The following is a 19,158-nucleotide window of genomic DNA, read 5'->3' as shown; positions in this document are numbered from 1 at the left end:
ACGAGTCATATTATGAGTTCTAACATTGAGGTTATCAGAATTTGTGAGCACTGCAAAAAACAGTTCACAGCCAAAACAACGCGCACACGATATTGTTCGCACATTTGCAACAGTCGCGGTTATAAATCACTAGTACGCAAAGGAAAAGTGGAAAAAAGCAATACGGAGATCGTTCAGCTTTTAAACACAGACTTGGAAAAAATAAAGCCTCTTGAGTTTTTAAAAATTACTCAAGCAACCATTCTTTTTGGAATCAGCAGAAGCACGCTCTACAGGTTAGTTAACAATGGACAGCTGGACATTGCAAAGTTTGGCAAACGAACTGTTATCCGCAGGTGCGATCTTGAAGCTTTTTTTGCAATTCCTGTACAGGATGTAACCTTGAAAACTGGACAGCAATTTCCTGGCTTTGACAATTGCTACACTATAACGGAAATTCAACAGAAGTATAATATTTCTTCAGGAGCGCTCTATCTATTGATTCAACGGCAGGGTTTAGTGAAATATTCTGTTGGAAAATTCACCTGTGTTGCCAAACAGGATATTGATATAATTTTTAATACTGTGGGAAGATGAAAAATATAAATGTTACGCTAAGAAAGAGGATACTGCCAAGTGGTAAGATTACACTATATCTTGATTTTTTCCCTCCAATATACAATCCTAAGACTAATAAACTTTACCGTAGGGAGTATTTAAGTTTATTTTTGGTGGCAAGACCAAAAAATGCTATTGAAAAAGCTTTAAATTCTGAGAACTCATACAAGGCTGAGATCATTCGTGGAAACAGGTTTAATGAAGTAAATAAGGAGCAGATTTATACTCCATTTGAGCTCGAGCGCATTCATCTCAAGGAAGTTGGTAAAAAATCATTTCTACATTATCTAAAGCATACGGCAGAAAGCCGGACTGGCAATACTGCAGATAGTTGGAAGTACGCAATTATTCACTTTGAAATGTTTTTAAAAAATGAGGACATATTAATGCAGGACATTGACGTGATAATTATTGAGGACTTTAGAGCATACCTCTTGAAGGCAAAATGCCTCAGAAAAAAAAACCAGTTTCTGGCTCAAAACACTGCCTTATCTTATTTTAATAAGATCAAGGCCACCTTACGAAAAGCTTACAAAAAAGGATTACTGCAAACTGATGTTAATGCTGCAGTTGAAGGTATAAAAGAACAAGAGTCTCAAAGGAATTTTCTAACCATGGAAGAAGCGGTAAGGTTATTTAATACCCCTTGTGAAAAAGAAATAGTAAAACGTGTCAGTCTTTTTTCTCTGCTCACTGGTATGCGCTACTCTGATATATCAAAACTAACATGGGAAGAAGTACAATACAGCAAACAGGAAGGGTATTATATAAGATTTAAACAGCAGAAAACTGATAGGCCAGTCACACTACCTATATCTGAGGAAGCGCTTGAATTCTTAGGTGAACGAAGAATGGAACCTGGAAGAGTCTTTTTAAATTTAAAAAAATGGGATTTTGATCGTATGATGGAAAAACCGGTCAATTTGACCACCTAATTCCGGAGTAAATTGACCACCCGTTCCGGAGCAAACTGACCACCTAATTCCGGAGCAAATTGACCACCAAGTTTTGTGGTGAATTAAGTATTAAAAACTATTGATTTTTTCATGTTGTTAGAACCATACATTCGTTAAAAATTTACGGATTATGGCAAACAAAATAACAGACATGAGTAAAATTAGAAAAGTAATTAAATTCTATTGTAATGGAAAGAGTAAGTTATTTATAAGTAGCTACTTATCCCTTTCAAGAAATACGGTAAAGAAATATATTTCTTTATTTGAAGTTCTCGAATTAAGCTTTGAATTAATCGACCAAAAAACCGATGCAGAGCTGGAACTTTTATTCTCCCAGACTAGTGTAGAGGCCATTAGCCCGAGATTACAGACACTTTATGATTTTTTTCCTAAAATGGAACGTGAACTAAAAAAAGTTGGCGTTACCGTACAGCATATGTGGGAACAATATATTGCTGTAAATCCTGATGGTTATCGAACTTCACAATTTCATTATCATTACAATATATGGGGCAAACGAGTTAATCCGGTCATGCATATGAACCATAAGGCTGGTGATAAAATGTATGTTGATTATGCCGGAAAGACACTCTCAATTATTGATATAGATACTGGAGAAGTCAAAGAAGTACAATTTTTTGTAGCAATATTGGGCGCTAGCCAATACACGTATGCTGAAGCTTCCATGAGCCAGCAAAAGGAAAACTTTGTTGACTCGGTAGAAAATGCCATGCGCTTTTTTGAAGGCACTCCTGCCGCCATTGTTCCAGATAATTTAAAATCTGCCGTAATAAAAAGCAGTCGTTTTGAACCGACAATCAATGAAACCCTGGCTGATTTAGCAGAACATTACGAAACCACAATTTTACCTGCCAGAGCTTACAGGCCCAGAGACAAGTCACTAGTTGAAGGAGCTGTTAAGATATTATATCGAAGGATTTATGTAACCATAAAAGAAACTAAGTTCTTTTCTCTGGAAGAATTAAACCAGCAGATCTGGGATTTACTTGACTCTCACAATAACAGAAAACTGACAGGACGCCCTTATTCCCGCTTTGAATTATTTTTAGAAGACGAGAAAGAAAAACTGCGTCCACTCCCACAAGATCGTTTTGAAATTAAATACCAGTCTTTTGCAACAGTAATGCAAAACGGTCATGTTCAATTAAGCCAGGACAAAAACTATTACAGCGTTCCGTATCAATATGTAAAGAAGAAAGCCAAGCTGTTATATACCAAATCAACAGTAGAGATTTATTATAAATACAATCGAATAGCTGTACATCCAAGAAACTACAAACCTTATGTCTATACAACAACTCCTGAGCATTTAGCCAGTACACATCAATTTGTAGCCCAATGGAGTGCTGCCCGCTTCATTGAATGGGCTAATAATATTGATGAGTCAGTAGGAGAATATATAATGCAGATAATCGAAAGCAGAAATCATCCAGAACAGGCTTATAAAAGCTGTTTAGGAATACTGAATTTTGAAAAAAAGGTAGGCAGACAGCGATTAATAAATGCCTGCAGGCGGGCACTTGATTTTAAAATTTACAATTTTAAGACCATACAAAACATTTTAGAAAACAACTTGGATCATATTGATTTTGATCAAGAACCTGAGCAGGAACTTCCCGATCACAGTAACATAAGAGGAAAACACTATTATAACTAAATTAAATCTTGAAAAAATGAATGAATCCACAGTAACCAAAATGAAACAAATGAAGCTTTATGGCATGTTTAATGCTTTTAAAACAGCCATTGAAAGCGGGAAAACAGATCATTATACCCTTGACCAGTTTGTATCGATGATTATTGATGCAGAATGGGATGAAAGGTACAATCGTCGTATTGAACGAAGTATCACTAATGCCAAATTCCATTACAAATCAAATATTGAAAGTATCAATTTTGATGTATCACGTAACCTGGACCGAAACATGGTACTGCGTCTGGCAGAATGCGAATTTATAGAGAAAAACGAAAACATTTTAATCACTGGAAGCACCGGTGTCGGTAAAAGTTATTTAGGTACTGCATTAGGTTATCAAGCCTGTATACAGGGTTTTAAGGTAAGTTATTTTAATACCTTAAAATTGTTCGCTAGACTAAAAATGGCTAAAGCAGATGGTACTTATCTACGGGAACTTACCAAAATACAAAGACAGGATGTTATAATACTTGATGATTTTGGACTCCAGGCACTTGACAGCCATAACCGAATTACTCTTTTAGAGATCATAGAGGACAGGCATAATAACGGCTCTATAATCGTGACATCACAAATACCAGTTCAAGGCTGGTATGATATAATTGGAGAAAAAACGATAGCCGATGCAATATTAGACAGACTTATACACCAATCTCATAGGCTTGAATTACATGGAGAATCCATGAGAAAGAAAAGAGGAATAAACAAAGAGTGATATTTTATTATATTTGAATACTAATTAACAGATGAAAAAATATAGTTTTTAATCAAAACGGAGGTGCTCACTTTGCACCGGAATTAGGTGGTCATTTTGAACTGGAATCAGGTGCTCACTTTAAAACGGAATGGGGTGATCAATATAACCGGAATTTGCAGCTAATCCCAGGGGACAGTTCAACAGGAAAATTGATAAACATTAAAATTTCTCGTTCAAAAAGGGAGAAAAGGTCAATTTGCTCTCGATTACTAAAATCATATAATCGAGAAAGAATCCTGTAGTTAACAAAATCGCTTGAATGAGCTGCTTCTCTTACTAAATCACCTGCTTTTGTGTTTAATACTCGATAAGAAAGTGTTTTTTGAGTGATAGTTTTCGTCTGATCCTCAAATTCAACGACTATAGAACTTTCTTCGCCAGTCTTTATAAAGCTATTTATAAGATTTTGGTCATTTGTTGGGTCGAAATACTTCTGAATATCAGTGTCATCTGGTTTATATACACTATGAAGAAAAGTATACAGTGCCCAGTATAATGAACTTTTACCGCTTCCGTTTTCTCCATAGATAATTAAATTTTTTGAATTAATATCAATTACCGTTTGACCATGGAAAAACTTGAAATTATTTAAGATAATTCTATTAAGCTGATTCATTATAGCTAATTTTTTTTATAGGCATTACAATCTCTGATAATCGTAAATCCATTAATTTCAGGTTATTTCGTATCAGACTATCTTTTCGTCGAAACATTTGGTATGCCTCAAAAATTATTACTTTTTGTTCTTCAAAAGATAATTTTTGAGTAATGGGTTTAAAATCAGATAAAATATATTCACTCAATTTGATCTCAGCATCCAAAAAATCTTTTTTAAATACTAATTCAAATATGATTGCATCGAGAATCTCTTCAAAAATCGTTATAAGAAAGGTATTTGGTACGAAATCATCTATAGTTACTGCTGAAAGATCCCCAGATAGTGCCAAAATATAATCAACAAGAATTATAAATGGAACTTGTGCAACTTTGTCAGCAACTGGTATTGGAATCTGTGACAGATATTCCTTTGATAGATTAACAGTCAATCTGGACTCATTAGTAAACATATTACTGTAATACCAGTTTATTAATTTAGAATTCAATAGTCCTAAAATGTACTTATAAGAATAATCATAGTTATTTTTTAGGATAATGTTATTAATAGATTCTTTATTATAATACTGCATATTATCATATGCAGCTTTCAAGGGACGACTACCGCCAGTTATACGTTGTAACAGAATTTTTTCAGGTTGTTCGAAAATTTCTTTAGTTCTTGCTCGATGGAGCAGACCAGCGTCGTAATTTATGAATTTATTTATGGATTTAATTGAATAAGCTGCAATGTCTTTTCCTTCCAAAAAGGGTTTCCAACCTGATCTTGGCCTGTCGCTAATTACTTCATCCTTATTTTTAGTAATAACAATTCCAAATATCATTTCAGCACATATTGAGCCTAAGGGAATACTATTTTGTTCTATCTTATTAATAAGAATGTCTTTTTCCTCGTTGATATTTGTAGCTATGACGTAATTTCTATCTTTGAGTGCCTGTTGGTTGATAGTGTTTGTATTTTTTCTATCCTTATCACTTATTACGATTTTATGATCTTCCAACGCAACTTCTTTTTCTGCCACGATTACTACTGCTGTTGTAACAGCATCGTCAAACACAGCATCTCCTAAATCAACAATTGTATCTATTTTGTAATTATCAATTAGAAGCTTTCGAGATTCATTGTATGAGGTCACACGTAAAAACGTATTGGGTATTATAAATGAAAAATCCCCATTAGGCCTCAATAAGTTGAAAGCTCGTTCTATAAATAATGTAAATAAATTAATTTTGCCGCCTCCCGTTAGATATTGCTCTTTGTAAAAGCGCTTATCAATGGAAGCTATTCCCTCATTTCCACCAAACATATAAGGGGGATTTCCAATTAATACATCAAATCCCTCAAACGAACCATTATCCTTTAATACATCAGGAAATTCAATTCTCCATTCAAATGCATTTTGATATACTTTATTATTTCTAACGTCTTCTATTTCCGATGTAATTTTGTCAATAGCTTTTTGAAAAGATAACAATTTACCTTGAATATCAGATTTTTTTGATTTTGCAAATAGGTCACCAATTTTTACTGAATTTTCCAGGTTTAATCTTTTACCCCGTAACTTAGAAAGATCCTTAAACCGTGGATCTCGGTTATAAATTTGCGACGTATAATCTCCTTTTACTACTTCAATAATTTTTTCTATAGTACGTTTCTCCTCCTTTCCTTCTGCATGATAGTACTTGTGGAATGCTTCTCTATAATCAACAAGAGAATACTTACCTTGTAAAGCTGTATCCAATTCTTCATTAAGAGGTAATCGATTAATCAATGAATTTCCGCACTTAATATTTATATCGATATTAGGAAGTGTTTCTAACTCACTGAATTGCGTATCTTCTAAATAGTATGTATTCTTAAGCAACTCGATCCATAACCTTAAACGACATATCTTAACAGAGCTGGGATTTATATCAACCCCAAAAAGACAGTTTTCAATTATGTTTTGCTTCTCATGAAATAATGTTTTTTGTACTCTTTGTGTTTCATTGTGCACAGAATTATTAGTCACTTTGTATTCGAAGATGTCTGTGTTATCATTGTATGTAATAATAAGTTCATCGTTTTCAATCTTCACATCATATCCAGTAAGTCTTACTCCATTTGAGTCTGCTAGAATCCCAAGATCCGCTTTAATAGCAATAATCTCATTTAATGCAGATACTAAGAAATGGCCTGACCCAACAGCCGGATCACAAATTTTAAGTTTATTAATTGCCTGATTAAAGCTTAGGATATCCTGAGCTTTATATTTTGAGGAAATGAAGTTTTTCAAATCCTCGAAAGAGTTACAATCTAATTCATATTCTTCATTAAATTTTTTAATCACTGCATTTCTTATCGTCTTTGTGCAAATAAACATAGTGACAGTTCCTGGAGTAAAGAATGAGCCATCTTTGAATCCATTGATCTTTTCGAAGATTAACCCTAATACAGATGCATTAATCAGATTCTTGTTTTCTTCTTGTATTTCCTCTGACCCTTCAGAAGTAAAATCGTATGAATCTAGAAATTCAAAAAGATATTGCAAAGGTGGCAGTTGACCTGTTTTTTTAGACCCCTTATTATCTTTTAATACAGTTGCCGGCAATAAAGAAAGTAGTTCACTATTGGATAGTGAGCTAATATCAAATGTGTGTATTTCTAAATCAGTGCGCTCGAATAATGTACTATTAAGATACGGAACTTTTTGGAATTTTTCTACTAAATGTGATCGTCGAGTTGCTTTTCGTTCCGCCAAAACCTGAAAAAAGAGGGTGTTTAAATCATTATAATCATGTACCAGATTACTATTCAAAAATTTATACTCTTCTTGCTTATGGTGATATTTAAAAAGCTGTGCCTCTAGTAGCTTGATGAACAGAATTCTATTAATCCACGTAATAGTAAGTTCTAATGCAACATTATAAAGTTGCTCTGTAATATTTATTCCGTAATTAGAAGGGGTGTCCAGTTTTCTTATGCAATCCCTTTCCTCTAACTGTAGGATAGTATTTTCTATTAATGTTGCATAGGATGGATTAGAACTACGTTGAATTATTTTCCTACCACCAACTTTTTTTTCTTCAAGTCCAATGATATATAACAATTCAGAATAGAATTTCTTGTCAAGCGAATTACTATCATTCGCAAACGCTTGTTTTAACAGGTTTGTTGGCGATAAAACCTTATATAGAGGAATTAAGTTTTTATCATTTAATTTTGAATTTTTAGAAGATGAATCTTTAAAATTCCTTAAATCAAAATAAGTGCAATCTATATTTTCAGTAATAGTGCTTAGATGATCTTTTGCGTAGCCCTCATAGAATGAGCGAGTATCCTTTCCACTAAGTTTCCAGTTTTCATACTCCTTTCTAAGTTTTGGATTCCGGTAAATATTGATTTCGAACCAATTCTCATCAAAAATAAACCATTCATAAATGTTCGTTACAACTAAATACTTAATATCTAAATTATTATGATCTACTCTTTCTCTAAGATAATATAAAATAAGTTCATGAAATGCCTTAACGTTAAATCGGGAAGTGTTTATCATCTCCGATTTATTATTCGGATGTTTTACTTCAAATATTACGCCAACACTATCTTTACTAGTTCTCCCATTATAAATTGCAAGGTCGCTTCGACCTTTTGTATTTATTTCATTTTGATTCTTATACCAAGTATCATTCAAAAATACTGCTAGAACATTCTTTAAATGTTCCTCAGACTCATTTTCATTAATTCTTTCAAATAATAATTCAAGATTTCTTTTGAAATCCTCTATATCAGAACGACTTACCTTTTCTTTCAGGTAAGCTTTATTGAGTGATTTTTTAGGACTATTTAACGTTAAGTTCATATATGGAATTATCCAGCGTTTTAAAAAATTGGTTATTCAGACGATATTTTTTCAGAAAGTCTTTAAATTCTGAAACATCATTGAATTTTATTCAAAAATAACCAAAAACATCTGTTTCTATCAAAAACAGAGTATATTTTTTGAAGTGGAGTATCTTCTAAAAAATAATAAATTCCTCTACTTGCTTAAATATTGCATCCTTTTTTTTATAGAAGTGGTTTAAACTTTTTCCTTTTTAAATTTTTTTGATGCTATTACTATAAATGCTATATAATTGAATCCTTTCCAAGATTCAGTTGTTGTGTCATATCTATTTAAGATTGACCTAAACCCATCTAACCAGGCATTTGTGCGTTCGATTGTATATCTCTGCTTATAGAGTTGCTCATCAAAATATTCATCCCTCTCACTATGACCGTTACGTTTGTTAAAACAGATATTAGCTTGAATGTTCTTATCTGAACATGCTTTTCTTAAGTCTTTAGAGTCAAAACCTGCGTCTGCATTGAGGAACAATCCATCTACAGAAATATTGGCTTGTTCTAATGTTGCTGTAATGTCTTCAAACTGAACCTCAATATTATACAGGTCGTTGTGGTTTCCCGCAAGAGGTTCTGACATTGCTAATGGCAAGCCTTGCCTATCGGTTAGATAGAGTGAATTAGTTGTTTTTCGCTTCTTCCGACCTTGATAGTCAACCTGTTCACCGCCTCGGATAGCAGGAGTATGGCTTCCGTCCAAATCCACACTGGAAAGGTCAAGTTTTGAGTGATGACGGCTAAGGAATTTAATCCAACAAGCTTTCCAGAAACCGCAAAGACTCCACTTGCGATAGTGATAGTAAACAGATTGCCAACTTATAACCTTATTTTCAAAAAGAGCCCTAATGGGTAGCTGATGCCATTGAAGGCCCGTTTTAAGTTTGTAGAGTATAGCATTTATCACTTCTGATAATGGAACTGTTACAGGAAATCCACGACGGGCTTTAGGTATATATGCAACAATTTCCAATTCTATTGTATCTTTGTCAAGTACACTGTACATAAAGGGTTGGTTTTGATAATTGTATGTTTAGCGACACAAATATCGACAACCCTTTTTTAATTCTAAAAAAAGTTTAAATCACTTCATAATTAAATATTACTCAACAAACATTAAATAAATTTGACTCCCAATTAATAATTCATATATTTACATTTATAAAAGTACATTGACTGACTGCGGTTAAATTGATCAAGGCTACAAAGGGCTCCATGGTAACTCATTAAATATGAGACCTATTCGGCTACCCCTTTTGGAGTGAACACCTTGAAACACTAATAAAATCAACGAATTAAGGAATAGGTAGGTCGTCCTGCCACCCCGACTAAAGAGCCTTACAAAGGCAATCAAAACCCCTTAAATCGTATGATTTAAGGGGTTTTTCTTTTTATTCCACTTAAAAGTTGTTCAAGTTATATCAAAGAAAATGGGACCTATTCGGCTATACTTTTTCTTTTTTATCTTTAGGTTCCAAAAATCAATTTAACATACTAAAATTCAGTCAAATGTGCCAAATTTTCAACATTTGATGCTTCCTTGAACAGTGCTGCGCGTATCCATCTTAAAAGCGAGCACTATCGGAACCCATTTTAATGTGCAAATGATCTGAAACATTAAATTTTTGAGATATGAAAACAGTAAGCACTACATTCGGGGTACTTTTTTACCTAAAGACACAAAAAACCAGGATTCAAGGTTCGGCTCCTATCTGTGCAAGGATGACACTTATCCGAGCGCTTTGGCAAAATACTGCAAAAAAGACAAACGATGAGTATCAACCGCAACGATAAGTCCACCTCTATCAGCACCAAATAGATACCTTAATACCTCCTTCGAAAATTAGCAACCTTAACCAAGGCTTTTTTGTAGGTGCTGTTTCTGATAATTTTGATTAACGAATCCATCAAAAAATATTTCACTCGGAAATTGTACTGAACAATCAATCAATCACTAAAGAAGTACAACAGTACCAACCTATTCTGGCAATTACCAATTTTATTGATGATGAAGGAATGGATAAAATGCAAAATGAAATTGATAAGAATTACAAAAGAAACAAAATAAGAGGTAACTAAAATTATCAATATGCAAATGCAACACCTTAAAGGAACATAAATTCATTATCAAATGATATGATTGTAATAAGTAGCTCTCTTATCAATTTACACGCTTTAGTAATTTTTACTCATCCCTCTGATTCATTCTTGCATTTATCTTTTCCGTCATTTTATCTAAAAACAATGTTCTGCTGCCTGTCCTTCGACGAATGTCAATAAACGTCCTATAGCAGTCTTTGACTTATATTGAATTTGCTGCAAAGGTCTTGTATAAGCTCTTTGATTTCGACATCTCCATCATTGAATACTTTTGATTCCAAAGCAGCATAGGCAAATTCGACCAGATCCGTAATTGTTCCGGTCCAATTAATTCCTTGCTTCCGATGCTGCGGTTGAACAGTTTTTGTACAATTATTGATACATGGCTTTTTCCACTTTAATAGTTTAATTGTGCATCAATAATCGCTACAGCTTTTGACAGGTAAGGTCCAATTAGTGCATTTTTTTTCGACCCAATCTGTAGATTAGCCTGAATACTCTCAAGCTCAACACGGGTATAAATTAATCGGTTATAGTAGCAGGTAATGTTGCATTCAGTTTCGCTATCTCCGAATATCACTTCAACAAATTCTTCGTAAGCAGTATGTAATTTTTGGGGGGATAAATTTGCTTTACTATTTGGAGAAATAAAGGCGAAGAAACTTAATTCTAAATATCGTCTCATAAATTATTTTAAGTAAGTACATAATGCAATGGCGAAATATCTCATTATGTTATTAATTTATTTAAAAACGAAATTTAATAAACTCTATTACACAATTATACTTAAATCGTGTTTTTTTTATATTATTTCACTTGAAATATAACTTAAGATGGTCTGGATATGCAAACAAAAATTGCACAGTAAGTTAAGCTACATTTTTGTAATTAATTTGATTGTTGAATTCTTCAATAGTTGCATAATTTAAAGCAGAATGCCTTCTTTTTCTGTTGTACCAAATTTCAATGTATTCAAAGATTTCCAGTTTCATTTGTTCTTTAGAAATGAGTTTGTTGCCATAAATCAATTCCGTTTTCAAAGATTTGAAGAAACTTTCGGCTACAGCATTATCCCAGCAATTTCCTTTACGGCTCATACTGCGAGTTATTTTTTTATAGGAATCAAGAACATTTACAAACTTTTTACTGGCATATTGGACACCTCTGTCGGAATGAAAAATCAAACCATTTTTAAGATCTCGGTTTTTAATTGCCATTTTCCAAGCTCCAAGTGTCGTTTGCTCAGTGCTCATTGCGTTGCTCAAACTCCAGCCTATAATTTTTCTGTCGTATAAATCCATAATAGTGGTCAGGTATACAAATCCCTCTTTAGTTTGGATGTATGTAATATCTGAAACCCAAACCTTTGATGGCATTTTTACAGTAAACTCTCTGTTTAATACATTTTCGACAACTAAATAATTGTGACTAGAGTTGGTTGTTACTTTAAACTTCTTGCTTAATTTACTTCGCAAGCCAAGTTCTTTCATATACTTTGCAACTGTAACTCTTGAAATTTTATAACCAATGCTTCGAAGTTCTAATGTTATTCTAGGACTCCCGTATCGTTGCTTGGTTTGAAAATAAATCAATGCTATCTGTTTTTTTATGGCGCTTTTTAGTTGCTGTCTTGCAGTATTTATTTGTTTTTTCCATCGGTAATAACTTCCATTGCTTACTTGTAGAACTCTGCACATTTTTTCAATCGGGAATAGCTGTTCATTGTTTTTAATGAAACTATAAATCATCGACCGTTCTTGGAAAAAATGCCGATTGCTTTTTTTAATATGTCACGTTCTAACTCTGCATCTTTGAGTTTTTTCTCCAGTTCATGGATTTTTTCTTGCTCGGGAGTTAGTTTTAAATTTCCTTTTCCAGGAAAACTTCCTTCTCCAAATTCCTGGAGTTCTTTACGCCATTTATAAAGCTGGGGGGCTGTTATTCCTAACTCCCTGGCAAGTTCTGATACATTTGTTCTATCATAACTCAATTCAACGGCTTTTTCCTTAAAAGCCTTGTCGTAAATTTTGCGGACTTGTTTCATAGATTAAAATTAAGATTATTTCTTAACTTTCAATGCAGGCTAAGTTAGCATGTCCAGTCGATTAATTCAAAGCTTGATCCGAGAACTTCAAATAAGATATATATTTCTTTATCGTATTTCTTGAAAGGGATAAGTAGCTACTTATAAACAACTTACTCTTTCCATCACAATAGAATTTAATTACTTTTCTAATTTTACTCATGTCTGTTATTTTGTTTGCCATAATCCGTATATTTTTAACGAATGTGAGGTTCTAACAAAATGAAAAAATCAATAGTTAATTAACCACAAAACTTGGTGGTCAATTTGCTCCGGAATTAGGTGGTCAAATTGACCGGTTTTTCCAGAATCACAACATATTAGGATTCTACGATTTATAAATTTGTTCTATCTCCATGTGATTTTGGCTCTGAAATAACTAAAAATTCCAATGTTAATTCGGAGTGATTGAATATTTGATGTTTTTGATTGGGGAGAATATGAAAGCCTTTATTCTCATTCACCTCAAAGACCTCTCCTTCGATTTGAAAAGTTGCTATACCTTTTAAAATAAAAAAAAATTGTTGCGCAATGCTATGAAAGTGTAACCCTTCACTAGTATGAGCAGGCATCTTTTCTTGAATTATACTTAATGAATCCGATTTAAGTAAGTGCCAACCGTCACAGTTATCTCCCCAAATATAATGCTCCGAATTCTTTGTGCTTTTTATTGCCATAGTTTAATCTTAATAAGATCATATGTTGTAATTAATTGTTTTAAATATAATGACGAATGTACATCTTTACTAATATTTCACACAGGTATAATTCCAAATAGATTCCGACGAAAAGACACCAGTGTTCCGCACTAATATAGGCTGAAAAAGATGGCCATGATGGACGAAAAACTGTAGCCAATTTTGGCAAAACCCCAAATCTGACTGTCTAGCCCTGAATTTACTCGTCGTTTTGTCCGATACTGAAAAGGTTGCCAGTTTTGAGAGAGTTAAAAATTAATCAGTTGTAGCCCTGATATGAGTTTACAAACATACCAAATTCTCCAATACCAAATTCTCCAATACCAAATTCTCCAATACCATATCTCATACTGCTTCTGACGTTTCAAATAAATTACCAAAATAACCTAATTTTAGCCATTTCATTGCACCATAGGCAAGACGAGTGAAGAAGAAAATTTTAAGGAATGGAATACTTTGTGAATGGCGGTTTGAAAATCGCTTTCTTTTGCTTCGAATATATTGGGTACATATTTTTGAGGATTTCGATCAATAATAGGAAACAAGCTACTTTGAATTTGCACCATTATTTTGTGACCTTTTTTAAAAACGTGATCTGTACCATGTAGATCTATCGTATAAAGTTCTACCTTATTTGGTGTTATGGGTTCGGGATTAGAGAAACTGTTTCTAAATCTTCCTCTAAAAACATCATTAGCAATCATCATCTGATAACCAGACATTTTAGGGTCTTTAATATCAATTGCGGGGTAAACATCAATCAGTTTCACTACCCAATCTGCATCGCTTCCTGAAGTCGCTGCATAAATTTTAGCCATTACATTTCCTGTAATTGTAAGATCATCCTTCAAAGCTTCCGTTTCCCAACTCAATACATCCGGACGATTATGAACAAAGCGTTGATCTTCGGTTAACCAGTTACTCCAACGTGAATCCCGACTGTAAGTCGCTTCAATCGGTCGAGCACGATAAGGAACAGGCTTAGCGGGATCAGAAACAAAACTGTCTGAATTTGATTGCTCTTGAGAATCCGGCTTTTCGAAAGAGAGTTTTCCATTAGAATGAAAATATATATTTTTAAGGGTTGTGTTTTTAGGAGGCCAAGCAGTGTAATTTTTCCACTGATTTGAACCTGTCTGAAAAACAGTAGCTTCAGGAAATTTTCCATCTCCCTTGCCCTTCAAATGGTAAGCAAACCATTTAGCCTGTATCTCTTTTCTGAAAAACGGCCCTGTTTCTATTCCAAAATCAAGATTACCCAGTTTATTTCCTGGTCCCATTGCCCAGCCACCATGATTCCATGGGCCTATTATGATAATATTCTGATCTTGGTCATCATTTCTCTCCAGTGTATGATAATCCGCTTGAGGGCCGTAAAATCTTCGGCATCCCACCAACCTGCAACATGTTGGATGGCGACTTTTGGGCTTTTAAGGTGAAATAAAAGAGATTGCTTTTTCCAAAATGTATCATAGTTCGGATGTTTGGCGAAATCATTCCAACTTGGTAATTTACCATGGAAATATTTTTTATTTACATTGGCCAAAGAGCCTAATTTGAGATACCATTCATAAGTATCATAATTTTCAAATTGAAAAAGGGAGTCAGTTTTAGCCGCTTCTTCCATAAATGCATATTCAAAGCCATAGCTTAATCTAAAAGCCCCATTATGGTGAAAATCATCCCCAAGAAACATATCCGCCGGAGAAGCCTGTTCTGAAATTGCCTTTAATGCTGGATGGGGATCTATTGTGGCAATTAAAGCAACCCAAGCATCATAAGATATTCCCCACATTCCTACTTTTTCGTTATTATCAGGTACATTCTTTAATAACCAATCAATGATATCGTAAGTGTCAGTACTTTCATCAGTTGATTTGGGGTCAGTTTTATCTCTGCCAAAATCCAGCATTTCAAACTTTCCTTCTGAGAGATATCTTCCACGGATATCCTGATATACAAAAATATAGCCGTCTTCAGCCATATCTTGTACATAGTAATCTTTTTCCGGACTTCCCATAACACTAACTTGATAAGGGTCACGCTGTAACAGAAATGGTAATTTTACTTTTTGGTCCTTAGGGGTAAATATTACGGTATTTAATTTAATGCCATCACGCATTTTAATCATAACGTCCTTTCTGCTATACTTATCTGCTGGGGGAAGTTCCTGTGCGTAAATACTTAAACTAATAAGAGGTAATATAATATAGATAAAAAAATTAATAATAGCTTTCATATAAGGGTTTGAATAGAAATTTTCTTAAAGGTATAGTTTTAGCGCATAATATTAGATATGTCCATAATCATTAACATTCTTTTGCATAAGGTAGGAGTTTCAACAAAAATGTTAGGCAAGTATCCGCTAAACTGACCCTTTTATACTCTGCAAGCTAACCCCTTCATTACATAGGAAAGTGGTCGTCTTTATCTTTTAAAACCAATTTCGAATAATTAACCCTTACCCAAAATAACACATGATGAAATGCCTGCTGATCCTGTTTAATTAGAAAGTCAGACATTGATTATTATCATCTTATTATTTATATTTGTCAATTAATGAAATCTCCAATTATGACTGGGAATAAAATTTATAAAACGATAACATTCATATTTATATCTTGCTATTCGCTAGTTTCTTATGGACAAACTGAAAGCTTGAGAGCTAACCGAATTCGTACTGATAGATACAGGCAAGATTTCACTTTTTTTAGAAATATTCTTCAAGATAAGTATCCATCACTTTACCGATATGCTGATAAAATGAAGATGGACACTGTACTTGACAGTAGCTATGCTTCCATCAATGAGAGGACATCGGATTTAGAATTTTACAAAATGTTTAAAATTTTACTAAGTAAGATGAAGGATGGACATTTATATTGCAGTTTGCCTCCTGCATTTGAAACTTACAGGAATGAAAAAGCGTTGTTCTTTCCGGTAAAACTCAAATTCATTAACAGTAAGGTATTTGTAGAATTTGCACTTAATTCTCAAATCCCTACTGGATCTGAAATCATCTCCATTAATAATCAACCTACTAATGCTGTAATAACTGAGCTGTTGAAGTATATTGTATCTGATGGAAACATCCAGACAAAAAAATATCAAATATTAAACAATTTTTTTTATTTCTATTATTTCATTGCATTTGGTGAAACACCTTCCTTTAATGTTGTGTATAAATTGAAAAATGGACAAATAAGAAGTTCGAAAATAATGGCTGATCTTGAGAGAAATATAATTAAGGATGAAATTGCAGAGCTAGCTCAACCACTTCTTGATTTTTCTGTAAAACCTAACCATATTGCGTTAATGACTATAAAAAGCTTTAATCCGGCTGAACTAAAAATTGATTTTAATGATTTTTTGGAGAATTCTTTTCAGAAAATAGAAGTCCTTAATATAAAAAAATTGATAATTGACTTTCGTGGAAATGGAGGTGGAAGAGATACCTACGGTAGTCTGCTTTATTCCTATTTAGCCAATAAGCCTTTTACATATTACAAGAACTTGCAGACAGTTACGATGGAGATGGAATTTGATAAATTCAAAAACAACGTGTCTTCCTTTAATAATTTGACCCCTAAAATGTTTAAAAAGGTTAATGATCATCAGTTTCTATTGGGAAAAGAAGCTCATCCAAATCTCGAAGTTATTTACCCGCATCAAAATTATAATGGCGAAGTATGGTTTTTGATTGATGGATCTTCTTTCTCTACAACAGCGGAATTCTGTGCGATAGCCTACAGCAATAAGCGTGGTAAGTTTATTGGAGAAGAAACGGGTGGAACTTACGATGGGAATACTTCTGGTGTACAGTATGAAATTGTTTTACCGAATACCAAAATGGAGATTTCATTTGGTACAATTAGATACGAAATGGATGTAAATAGAGCTAAGGAGATTGGAAGGGGAATCATACCGCAATATAAGGTTCAGTCGACAATCTTGGATATTATCAATAAGAATGATGTCCAACTAAATTTAGCAATGTTATTGGCAGGTCAAAAGAATAATTGACAGAAATTCACCCATATTCAATGTTGTAAAAATTAGGATGGTCTAAAATTCTGGTTAATGAATCTGTTATTCATTAATAAATTGTATTTCGTCACATTTATTCACTAATCGGTCACAATTTATTAAAATCTATGTGCCATAAATATTAATATTGTTTAATATTTAATTATAATCAAGGAATATTTTCCTTTAAAATATAATACTATGAAACTATATTTACTTATTCTGCTCTGCTGTTTCAGCTTTAACTCGTTTGCACAAACTACAATAGATTCTAATTATCGCCCAGACTTCAAAATGGAAAATGTTGAGTTTAAAAGTGCTGGGATCACTCCGGCAGGTACTATTTTTAAACCCAAGCAACCTCTGCTGCGTTAGTTATCGTTCAGAGCCTGTGAATATCATTATTAAATGGAAAAAAATCACAGCAAGCAATGAGAAACGAAAATAATTGGCGAATAGTCGAGATTCTATAGCAGTGTGAGCTAAGAGTATTGCGGTCAACAGTATGCCGCTATTATAACAAACTTATTTAATAACTGCAATTACATATCTTCACATCAACTAAAATTTATAACTGAATGGCAATTGTTTTTAGATCCGGTACATTTCACGATAAATATAAACTTCAGCAATTAGGATTAAGGTCTTACGAGCAATTTAAGGTGGTCTTATCAGAAGAGAATTGGAATAAAATGAATGATTTTCTGTCTGCTGAAACTTCTTATACAGAACTTTTAGGTAGATCAAAATGCTTTGTATGTGAATCTGGAAGTGATTTGATTGGGATGGCCTATTTGGTTCCTAATGGAAATCCTACGGAAATATTTAATGAAGACTGGTGTTATATACGGATGGTTGGAGTTGACCCTGATTTCACAGGTAATGGAATCGGGAAAAAACTTGTTGAATCATGTATCAATTACGCTAAAGAAACGAACGAAAAAATCGTGGCGCTGCACACTTCTGAATTCATGAATTCGGCAAGACACATTTATGAAAATTTAGGTTTTAATCAGGTAATGGAATTGGAAGAAATGTTTGGAAAAAAATATTGGTTATACCTGCTTAATATATAATTTAATTTTAGTTAGTTAAAAAATAGGATCACTTCTGAAATGGACAACTACAACATATAATTAAATCAGTTATTCTTGCAAGTATAATAGCAAAATTAACACCATTAGGAAATTCCCCGTTTTTAATAAGTCAGTCTGAAAATTTTTTATCATTTGCTTTACTTTTACCACTCATTGTATAAAAGCTAGCAACTTTTCCCAATCTGCTTATTGTAAAAAAACTTCAATACCAACAAATAAATATGCAATTTATACAGTCTTCTTTTAATCATTAAAATAAGTATTTTACAAGTTTTAATAATGATTAAAAGAAGACCATATAATAGAGAAAAAAGTGATTTGTAAATTTACTATTTTACTGCAAAAAAGTTTCGTAAAGAATATTTCCTGTAGTTCTGATAAAAATACAACTTTTAATAAGTGATAGCAAAATATGGAAACAATTGTATTTAATAGCAAAAAACATTCGGGGTATATGATTTAAAATATATTATGCAATCAGGGAAAAATTTATATAATGGACAATCACCTAGCTACAGGCTGGTGTTGGTTACAAAAGGTGGATGTAAATTAACAGTACAATTTTTTACATATTGATAGACATTATGATTTATACATTGACTGACTGCGATTAAATTGATCAAGGACACAAA

The 19,158-nt window shown here is 33.2% G+C and carries 16 protein-coding genes and 2 pseudogenes; 8 read left to right on the top strand and 10 right to left on the bottom strand.

All coding sequences use genetic code 11. The features are described 5' to 3' along the window. Positions 1-12: 12 nt before the first annotated feature. The 4 genes from FK004_RS09935 (at position 13) to istB (ending at position 3,985) form a co-directional block, all read left to right on the top strand. On the top strand, positions 13-576 hold the full coding sequence (locus tag FK004_RS09935; RefSeq protein WP_227871580.1) for a helix-turn-helix domain-containing protein: 564 nt from the start codon (positions 13-15) through the stop codon (positions 574-576). After that, the gene (locus FK004_RS09930; RefSeq protein ID WP_227871579.1) at positions 573-1,532 is read left to right on the top strand and encodes a tyrosine-type recombinase/integrase; all 960 of its coding nucleotides are present in this window, start codon (positions 573-575) and stop codon (positions 1,530-1,532) included. Before FK004_RS09935 ends, FK004_RS09930 begins: the two co-directional genes overlap by 4 nt. A gap of 151 nt (positions 1,533-1,683) precedes the next feature. Then, positions 1,684-3,231, top strand: coding sequence for an IS21 family transposase (istA, locus tag FK004_RS09925; RefSeq protein WP_108735486.1), 1,548 nt, complete (start codon positions 1,684-1,686; stop codon positions 3,229-3,231). A gap of 16 nt (positions 3,232-3,247) precedes the next feature. Then, the gene (istB, locus tag FK004_RS09920; protein ID WP_108736446.1) at positions 3,248-3,985 is read left to right on the top strand and encodes an IS21-like element helper ATPase IstB; all 738 of its coding nucleotides are present in this window, start codon (positions 3,248-3,250) and stop codon (positions 3,983-3,985) included. A gap of 139 nt (positions 3,986-4,124) precedes the next feature. On the opposite strand, the gene FK004_RS09915 is transcribed toward istB, so the two are convergent. The 3 genes from FK004_RS09915 to FK004_RS09905 all read right to left on the bottom strand — a co-directional run bounded on the left by FK004_RS09915 (position 4,125) and on the right by FK004_RS09905 (position 9,528). Beyond that, positions 4,125-4,643: an AAA family ATPase gene (locus FK004_RS09915; protein ID WP_108737123.1), complete on the bottom strand. Its 519-nt coding sequence runs from the start codon at positions 4,641-4,643 to the stop codon at positions 4,125-4,127. Next, positions 4,630-8,484, bottom strand: coding sequence for a DUF7149 domain-containing protein (locus tag FK004_RS09910; RefSeq protein ID WP_108737122.1), 3,855 nt, complete (start codon positions 8,482-8,484; stop codon positions 4,630-4,632). Before FK004_RS09910 ends, FK004_RS09915 begins: the two co-directional genes overlap by 14 nt. A 219-nt stretch (positions 8,485-8,703) precedes the next feature. Continuing rightward, positions 8,704-9,528: an IS5 family transposase gene (locus FK004_RS09905; protein ID WP_108735890.1), complete on the bottom strand. Its 825-nt coding sequence runs from the start codon at positions 9,526-9,528 to the stop codon at positions 8,704-8,706. 723 nt (positions 9,529-10,251) lie between these two features. Here FK004_RS09905 and FK004_RS19430 point away from each other — a divergent pair. Continuing rightward, positions 10,252-10,601, top strand: a pseudogene (locus FK004_RS19430) (conjugal transfer protein TraG); the annotation flags it as partial. Between the two features lie 106 nt (positions 10,602-10,707). Here the strand turns inward: FK004_RS19430 and FK004_RS19690 are convergent. The 7 genes and pseudogenes from FK004_RS19690 to FK004_RS19550 form a co-directional block, all read right to left on the bottom strand. Further along, a pseudogene (locus FK004_RS19690) lies at positions 10,708-10,809 on the bottom strand (RteC domain-containing protein); the annotation flags it as partial. Further along, positions 10,808-11,002 (bottom strand): RteC domain-containing protein, encoded by a 195-nt coding sequence (locus FK004_RS19685; protein WP_420358897.1) that lies wholly within the window; start codon positions 11,000-11,002, stop codon positions 10,808-10,810. The gene FK004_RS19685 and the pseudogene FK004_RS19690, both read right to left, overlap by 2 nt. Positions 11,003-11,019: 17 nt before the next feature. Beyond that, complete coding sequence (locus tag FK004_RS09885; protein ID WP_108737120.1) at positions 11,020-11,307, bottom strand: hypothetical protein; 288 nt, start codon at positions 11,305-11,307, stop codon at positions 11,020-11,022. Positions 11,308-11,491: 184 nt separating this feature from the next. Beyond that, a protein-coding gene (locus FK004_RS09880; protein ID WP_420358875.1) for an IS3 family transposase occupies positions 11,492-12,666 on the bottom strand; the annotation gives its coding sequence in 2 pieces (ribosomal slippage) (positions 11,492-12,399 and positions 12,399-12,666; 1,176 coding nt in all). Positions 12,667-13,040: 374 nt separating this feature from the next. Beyond that, a complete protein-coding gene (locus tag FK004_RS09875; RefSeq protein WP_108737119.1) occupies positions 13,041-13,382 on the bottom strand; it encodes a cupin domain-containing protein in 342 nt (113 codons plus the stop codon). A 422-nt stretch (positions 13,383-13,804) separates the two neighbouring features. After that, on the bottom strand, positions 13,805-14,797 hold the full coding sequence (locus FK004_RS19555; RefSeq protein ID WP_262497640.1) for a CocE/NonD family hydrolase: 993 nt from the start codon (positions 14,795-14,797) through the stop codon (positions 13,805-13,807). Further along, positions 14,713-15,642 (bottom strand): CocE/NonD family hydrolase, encoded by a 930-nt coding sequence (locus tag FK004_RS19550; RefSeq protein ID WP_262497639.1) that lies wholly within the window; start codon positions 15,640-15,642, stop codon positions 14,713-14,715. Before FK004_RS19550 ends, FK004_RS19555 begins: the two co-directional genes overlap by 85 nt. Positions 15,643-15,962: 320 nt before the next feature. On the opposite strand from FK004_RS19550, the gene FK004_RS09865 reads away from it, so the two are divergent. The 3 genes from FK004_RS09865 to FK004_RS09860 all read left to right on the top strand — a co-directional run bounded on the left by FK004_RS09865 (position 15,963) and on the right by FK004_RS09860 (position 18,505). Continuing rightward, positions 15,963-17,426, top strand: a complete 1,464-nt coding sequence (locus tag FK004_RS09865) for a S41 family peptidase (RefSeq protein ID WP_108737118.1) — start codon at positions 15,963-15,965, stop codon at positions 17,424-17,426. A 204-nt stretch (positions 17,427-17,630) separates the two neighbouring features. Further along, positions 17,631-17,804: a hypothetical protein gene (locus tag FK004_RS19195; RefSeq protein WP_157956069.1), complete on the top strand. Its 174-nt coding sequence runs from the start codon at positions 17,631-17,633 to the stop codon at positions 17,802-17,804. Positions 17,805-18,007: 203 nt separating this feature from the next. After that, positions 18,008-18,505, top strand: a complete 498-nt coding sequence (locus FK004_RS09860; protein ID WP_108737117.1) for a GNAT family N-acetyltransferase — start codon at positions 18,008-18,010, stop codon at positions 18,503-18,505. The last annotated feature ends 653 nt before the right edge of the window (positions 18,506-19,158 follow it).

Origin of the sequence: Flavobacterium kingsejongi (genome assembly GCF_003076475.1) — a bacterium.
In the GTDB taxonomy this organism is placed as follows: Bacteria; Bacteroidota; Bacteroidia; order Flavobacteriales; family Flavobacteriaceae; genus Flavobacterium; species Flavobacterium kingsejongi.
Note: the sequence above shows the minus strand (reverse complement) of the source record. Positions and strands in the feature narration are given on the sequence as shown.

What these genes read in the sequence shown, in the direction of transcription:
- FK004_RS09875 (WP_108737119.1), bottom strand. Translation starts at nt 13,382, where the DNA reads ATGGCAATAAAAAGCACAAAGAATTCGGAGCATTATATTTGGGGAGAT.
- istA (WP_108735486.1), top strand. Translation starts at nt 1,684, where the DNA reads ATGGCAAACAAAATAACAGACATGAGTAAAATTAGAAAAGTAATTAAA.
- FK004_RS19195 (WP_157956069.1), top strand. Translation starts at nt 17,631, where the DNA reads ATGAAACTATATTTACTTATTCTGCTCTGCTGTTTCAGCTTTAACTCG.
- FK004_RS09905 (WP_108735890.1), bottom strand. Translation starts at nt 9,528, where the DNA reads ATGTACAGTGTACTTGACAAAGATACAATAGAATTGGAAATTGTTGCA.
- FK004_RS19550 (WP_262497639.1), bottom strand. Translation starts at nt 15,642, where the DNA reads ATGAAAGCTATTATTAATTTTTTTATCTATATTATATTACCTCTTATT.
- istB (WP_108736446.1), top strand. Translation starts at nt 3,248, where the DNA reads ATGAATGAATCCACAGTAACCAAAATGAAACAAATGAAGCTTTATGGC.
- FK004_RS09930 (WP_227871579.1), top strand. Translation starts at nt 573, where the DNA reads ATGAAAAATATAAATGTTACGCTAAGAAAGAGGATACTGCCAAGTGGT.
- FK004_RS09935 (WP_227871580.1), top strand. Translation starts at nt 13, where the DNA reads ATGAGTTCTAACATTGAGGTTATCAGAATTTGTGAGCACTGCAAAAAA.
- FK004_RS09910 (WP_108737122.1), bottom strand. Translation starts at nt 8,484, where the DNA reads ATGAACTTAACGTTAAATAGTCCTAAAAAATCACTCAATAAAGCTTAC.
- FK004_RS09865 (WP_108737118.1), top strand. Translation starts at nt 15,963, where the DNA reads ATGAAATCTCCAATTATGACTGGGAATAAAATTTATAAAACGATAACA.
- FK004_RS09885 (WP_108737120.1), bottom strand. Translation starts at nt 11,307, where the DNA reads ATGAGACGATATTTAGAATTAAGTTTCTTCGCCTTTATTTCTCCAAAT.
- FK004_RS09915 (WP_108737123.1), bottom strand. Translation starts at nt 4,643, where the DNA reads ATGAATCAGCTTAATAGAATTATCTTAAATAATTTCAAGTTTTTCCAT.
- FK004_RS09860 (WP_108737117.1), top strand. Translation starts at nt 18,008, where the DNA reads ATGGCAATTGTTTTTAGATCCGGTACATTTCACGATAAATATAAACTT.